At 51.3% G+C, this 5,860-nt stretch carries 6 protein-coding genes; 5 read left to right on the plus strand and 1 reads right to left on the minus strand.

Translation table 11 applies throughout. From position 1 onward, the window contains the following. Positions 1-1,361, plus strand: a 1,361-nt coding sequence (locus V5E99_RS30665; protein ID WP_499806252.1) for a replication initiation protein, incomplete at its 5' end; no start/stop codon positions are given. A gap of 871 nt (positions 1,362-2,232) precedes the next feature. On the opposite strand, the gene V5E99_RS30670 is transcribed toward V5E99_RS30665, so the two are convergent. After that, the gene (locus tag V5E99_RS30670; protein ID WP_499806254.1) at positions 2,233-2,964 is read right to left on the minus strand and encodes a TraX family protein; all 732 of its coding nucleotides are present in this window, start codon (positions 2,962-2,964) and stop codon (positions 2,233-2,235) included. Positions 2,965-3,277: 313 nt separating this feature from the next. Here V5E99_RS30670 and V5E99_RS30675 point away from each other — a divergent pair, with 313 nt between their 5' ends. The 4 genes from V5E99_RS30675 to V5E99_RS30690 all read left to right on the plus strand — a co-directional run. After that, complete coding sequence (locus V5E99_RS30675; RefSeq protein ID WP_499806255.1) at positions 3,278-3,964, plus strand: YiaD family glycine zipper/OmpA-like lipoprotein; 687 nt, start codon at positions 3,278-3,280, stop codon at positions 3,962-3,964. A gap of 94 nt (positions 3,965-4,058) precedes the next feature. Next, the gene (locus V5E99_RS30680; protein ID WP_499806256.1) at positions 4,059-4,487 is read left to right on the plus strand and encodes a hypothetical protein; all 429 of its coding nucleotides are present in this window, start codon (positions 4,059-4,061) and stop codon (positions 4,485-4,487) included. A gap of 547 nt (positions 4,488-5,034) precedes the next feature. Then, on the plus strand, positions 5,035-5,568 hold the full coding sequence (locus V5E99_RS30685; protein WP_499806258.1) for a hypothetical protein: 534 nt from the start codon (positions 5,035-5,037) through the stop codon (positions 5,566-5,568). Further along, positions 5,565-5,860: hypothetical protein (locus tag V5E99_RS30690; RefSeq protein WP_499806260.1), on the plus strand; the 296-nt coding region annotated here is incomplete at its 3' end. The genes V5E99_RS30685 and V5E99_RS30690, both read left to right, overlap by 4 nt.

Here is a 5,860-nt window from a genome sequence, read left to right on the forward strand (position 1 = left end):
TTAGCGATACACCTCCATCCCGATTCTTTGAGCCGGGCAGTGTGTTGAATCGCGTGTTGATGGAGGCCCCGTATCTGGCTCGCTGTAGCGATAACAAAACCGCCGCGCGAGTTCGCCCCCGCGAGCACGCCATCCGCTATCCATACATGCAGATCAATCGTCCAGGGATGGTGTCTTGGCTGATCTTCGACCTCGATCACATTAATTCACTTGCCTGGGACGACGAAGGTCTTCCGCCGCCGAATCTGATCGTGCGGAACAGGAACAATGGCCATTCCCACCTTTTCTACGCCATTCCCCCGGTCTGTACGACTGAGAACGCCCGAGACAAGCCGATTCAGTACATGAAGGCGGTTTACACCGCCTTTGCCCTGCGCTTAAAGGCCGATACCGATTACAACAGCGGCCCAGTTGCCAAGACTCCAGGGCATCCGTGGTGGTCGACCTCAGAGTTGCATAACCACGTCTACGAGCTAGGAGAACTGGCCGATTATGTGGAGCTGAAGGTTTCGCCCTGGAAGACGGGGCCACAGCTGGAAGACCTCCCCCACTCCAGACACTGCATCCTATTTGAACAGCTGCGCTATTTCGCTTACAGCATCGTGAACCAGGAGCGCGAGAGCGGGACGCTTGCCACGTTCACACGGCGACTGGAAGCCTTCGCTCACAACCATAACAAGTTCGCTCGGAACGGCTTTACCCAAGACTTAATGCTGTCCTCAGTAAGAGCGACGGTCAGATCCGTCGCACGTTGGACGTGGACGCGCTACGAGGGAAGCGCTAGGTGTTGCCGGGGGGCTATGGAGCTCGACAAGTCATTACCATTGAACGAGCGTCAGAGCCTCGCAGCCAGGCGCACCCACGAATTGCGGCATAAGGCTACTGAATCGAAGATCCGAGCGGCGTGCAGAGGACTCCGGGAGCGCGGTGAAAAGCTGACTCAAGCCTCGATATCCAGCTTTGCGGGTGTCTCTCGGCAGACAGTGGCCAACTATGGCCACGTCCTGGATGAAGTCTCGCGGCCGCAGATCATAGCCGTCCTGGGCGCGGCTAAATCCCATTGCATGCAATCACAAATTGTCGCTGGCACCAACGATCGAGGAAGCGAATGCACTCATTCCGCGGCCCCTACCAGCGCGACCTTGGATGTTAATTATGGTGCCCATCAGGTAACCGCCCCTTTGACGTGGGCTTTGAAAAGCAACTCACGGGAAGTGGGGGTAGACAAGGAGGTCGGGGGCTCTGCCCCTCTCGACCCCGGCAGAGCTGCGCCCTGCACCACAGGTCAGAAACAATCCAGACGACGCCAAACAGTGGATTATAGATTGTGCAAACACTCAAGCGCGAGACAACAGCTATGAACCCGAAATGCCCCCTAGAAGGGAAAGAAGTGAGTTCGAGTATCGGCGTGCAGCCTGGAGACTATGAAGGGAAGCCAACAGAATTTGGATAAAATCGTACGCTAAGCGTGCGGCCTGTCAGGTTGAGACGCTGTGTGAGCCGACTTGGCCAGCGACTCTGGCCTATGAGTTGAAGTTCGTGGCTGCGAGCTTTGAACAAGGCAAGGGCCATTATTCAGCGTGAAACATGATGAACAAAAATGATCAATGGGCCTTTTGGACGCTTGTAGATCCTTGCATAATTAACTTGCGACTTAGTCGTGTACCACAGGGTGGTTACAGGGATCCGAAAGGATCGCACCCCGTTACTGCGAAAGCAGTTCGCCTAGCGCGACGCAAGAACGACCTGCCCCGTCGAACGTACGCAATCGATGGCTGAGAATCCCTCCTAGAGAGGGATTCGCCGTTTCTGGCCCCCGATTTTCCTCTCATCAAGTTTTGGGCCGGTTCCGGACTTCTTTCGGACACTGACCCTGTGGCTTTTTCTGGGAATCGGCCGCGACCTTGAAAATGCTGACCCCTTTTTTTTGATTGGCATTCCCTCAAGGCTTCAAGCTCTATGGACTCAACCTGCAGGCCGCACGCTTAGCGTACGATTTTTTCGTATTCGCTATCGACCCATAGGAGTGTTTATCGTCAGGGTATCTGCGCGCCTGCGAGGCGGCATGCCCAATCTTTGATCAAGCGCCTGAGGCGCTTGAGACCCCGGAAGGGAAGGAAGTGAGTTCAGGCATCGACACGCATCCTGGAGGCTGTGAAGTGGCAGACGAAGGGCGAAGAGATACCGCGCGATCTAGTGAAGCCTCAACGTCCAAGCGCTTGCTAGGTGGCATCAGAACGATATTGATAGGGAGCTGAGAAGTAGTAAGTGGATCGGATAAACTGGGTAGAGCCATCCTTTGACGGAGCGTAACGGTGGCACCTGGACCTGCAGCAGAGTCAGTCCGAGCACTGGTGCCAATGCGGCTGCGATGATTACCGCATGATCCATCGTGGGCAGATCAGGCAACAGCAAAATCGAGCTGCCGACATTTGCGATAGCGGCGAGGAGGGCGGATAGGGACCAACTTACGATTTTAATCTCTAGCTTCCGTGCCTGAAGCGCGATTACTAGTGCAGTAGGTAATAACACTCCAGTTAGGCCGTAGCTCAGTATCGGACGGAGCGCGACTGTGGTCATCAGGGCTAGGATCCCGCAGAAGATCAGTCCGGGAGTTCGATGATGCATCGCCTGAGCGATAACTAGCCCAAGTGCTATAATGAACAGAATGTTTAAATGTCCGTTATCGAAATATCTCGAATACGGCCATTGGCTCAGGATGGCGAATAGTAATATCCCACTCAGATATTTCAATCCGACTGGACAACTGATTGGCTGCCGTACAACATTTGCCGCAATGGCGAGGCAGAATAAGGGGTATGCAAGTCGACCGATAATCCGCATCGAGGACAGATTTTCCTGGATTTCATTTGGTAGTACAAACCAGGTGTGATCGATGATCATCGCAAATAGTGCGATCCACTTAATTAGATCAAGCGAGCTGTCTCTTCCGAAAGTTTTCATCGTTGGTCTGCAGCGGCTATTTGTTGTCGCTAATTATATATGGCTTTTGGTCTTGTGATATATATTTATCATGAGGGGAATGGCGGTCTTTTACTTGTATGTGCAGTAGTGCTGGTAGATAATTATGCCCATGAAGTAAGTAGCAGTTAATGGCTGCGTACCAAACTACCCCCGAGCAGCGATAGGGGTAGGGAGGCAATAACTAAAATAGCCCGGTCGGGTGCTCGCTGTTATTCGTATATATCCGGTTGACTCTATCAACTGGCTCGGACGCACTTTCTCCATTCTACGACTAACAGTTAGAGGCCTCGACATGCAAAAAGCTATTACCTCCGTGCTGGTTACCAGCATTCTCTTCTCTCTCACTGGCTGCGCTGGTACTGGGTTGCAGGATCAGGATGGTTCCCGCAACCAGACCCTGACCTGGGGCTCCATCGGCACTATCGCAGGAGCCGCAGCAGGGGCGCTGATCAACAAGGACAACCGTGGTAAAGGCGCACTTATTGGCGCTGGTATTGGTGGCTTGGCCGGCGCAGGTTACGGCGTGTACGCCGACCGTCAAGAGGCTGAACTCCGCAAAGCGACTGCTGGCACTGGCATAGACGTACAGCGCCAAGGCGATGAGATCAAGCTGGTGATGCCTGGTGCGATCACGTTCGCTAATGGCTCGACCGAACTGTCTCCTGTTGCCCAATTTAACCTGGACAAGCTGTCTGGTTCCTTCAAGCAGTACGGAGAAAACAACATTGAGGTCACTGGCCACACCGATAGTGTCGGTAGCAACTCTAGCAACATCGAGCTGAGCCAGAGGCGCGCTATTAGCGTCGGGAAGCATCTGATGAGCCAGGGCATTGATAAGAGTCGCATTCAGGTGTTCGGTGCCGGTCCGTCGCAGCCGATCGCAAGCAACAGCTCGGAGCAGGGGAGGGCGCAGAACCGTCGTGTGGAGATCAAGCTGAAGGCGCCGCTGCAGCCGGTGGCTATGGAGCGGACGCAGTAACGAATCTACGTCTGGCTCCTTTGCCAGGTCTCGATACCGCCCCGCTGTTACAGCAGGACGAGATCCTGGCACATTAAATTGAGGGAATCTGATTATGAAAAAGCTGAGCATCATCGTTGTCACCATGGTTTTGGCTGCACTTGTCGGCTGTGGCGAGCCCAAAATGAATAAGGTCATGCCGGCAACTGCGACGGCTGATGCTGTGTACAGCGACAAGACCTCTCGATACTTGGATAAGGCTGTAGGGCGACCGAAGGCAGAAAGTATTCAACTCACTTTCTGGAATGAGCCAAGCAATCGCGACACTGGATATATGTCACTGCTGATAAATGGCGTTCAGAAGGTGCGTCCGATAGACAATATCGGCGGTTACAGCCGCCAAACTGCTGGTACAGACGCTTTTAAATTTGTATATGAAAATGGCAAGTGGTCAGCGTATGTTTCGGAAAACGATATAGAGACGCATTCCAGCCATCCCGAAGAGTTTTTTGCGGGTGTTGCGCAAATACTTCGACGTTATTGATTTAGTTGCTTGTTCAGAAGCCCCTTCGTTGGGGCTTTTTGCTGGCATATAGGTTGGCTCTATGATGGTTTTTCTTTATGCTCTGAAAATCAAGCTAATAGCCATCCAATTTATTCTTACGTAATTGCAAAAGCATTTTCATGTTTGTGAACAATTAATTAGATGGCTGAGCTTTAGGGTCATAGAATTATGTGTGTGAACATGAAGAGGCTTTGGTTATGTCGTATGAGCAGCTAAGAAAGGTTCTTGCAATACTGCGAGAGATACAGGTTAAAGCATGTGAGCTGCCAGAATCATGCATGCATGACGGCTATATCATTTCAGCCCTTGCTGGAACTGTAGAGGAAATTCTTTCGAAGGGGGGCGGGAACTATGTTTAAAGAGGCAGGCGTAAAGATTCCAAGAGCTATCGGCGTTTTTCTAATTATTTATTTCGGCTTGGTCTTGCCGGCTCGTGAACTGCCGCAGCTTGATAGAAGCGAAAGCACGATGCAAATCAAGGCGCCAGAAACTCCAATTCCTCCTGTTTATTTGGGGAGTAGTAATCATGAGTAAGATTAAAACGGCGTTTGGTTATCTGAGTGGTTACCGTCAGACTGTCAATGCTGGTCGTGAGCTTAAAAATGCCGCTACTATTCCGATTTATTTTATTAAAAATATTTACTATTGGGTCCGTGAAATACGGATACAGGCGAAAGCTGGTCGCCATCTCGCAGAGCTTGATGATGAGCTTTTGTGGGATGATATTTGTTTGAAGAGTCAAGTTACGAATGAGTCACTGGGGCGGGCTTATAAGTCGCTTATTTTTGTCAATTTTGTATTAGTTATTAGTGTGGCGGCTGTGCTTGCTTATTTTGTCGCAAGCTGGGGGCAGGGCAAAATGCTTCTTTTCGCTAATGGTGTTTTTCTGAATATGGTGCTGATGTTGCTTTTTCAGAATGCCTACCGCATTCATATGGCTTATACGCAAAGCGCACCACACCCGTTGCGATTTTTGCGAGAGATTTTTATACGACCGTCGTTGTTGATAGGGCGAGTGCTGCCTAATGATTACTGTGTGCGGGTGAGGGCTATCGAATGAATAGTTTCTCCGCACTTGTACTGACATGGCTTTTCGGTCGTTGGATATTTGATGCGGCAGAACTCCCTGGAATAGGTGCTCAGGACGTAACACCACTGACGATATTTGCATCCGCTTTTTCAACACTCGGCCTAGCCATGTTCGGCGCCCTCGCGGCCTGGGCTATATTTCTCGGGATTTTCCGACTCAAAAACAACGGGAATTTTTTCGGAGCAAAAGATGGGAACGAGGCTTTTTTCTACCCGCTGCGGGTGATCTTCGCCTTGACTCTAATTGCACCGGTTATTCCTGT

Origin of the sequence: Janthinobacterium sp. LPB2021202312-11-4 (genome assembly GCF_037049705.1) — a bacterium.
GTDB lineage: Bacteria > Pseudomonadota > Gammaproteobacteria > Pseudomonadales > Pseudomonadaceae > Aquipseudomonas.

Coding starts and splice junctions, on each gene's coding strand:
- V5E99_RS30680 (WP_499806256.1), top strand. CDS start 4,059: ATGAAAAAGCTGAGCATCATCGTTGTCACCATGGTTTTGGCTGCACTT.
- V5E99_RS30670 (WP_499806254.1), bottom strand. CDS start 2,964: ATGAAAACTTTCGGAAGAGACAGCTCGCTTGATCTAATTAAGTGGATC.
- V5E99_RS30675 (WP_499806255.1), top strand. CDS start 3,278: ATGCAAAAAGCTATTACCTCCGTGCTGGTTACCAGCATTCTCTTCTCT.
- V5E99_RS30685 (WP_499806258.1), top strand. CDS start 5,035: ATGAGTAAGATTAAAACGGCGTTTGGTTATCTGAGTGGTTACCGTCAG.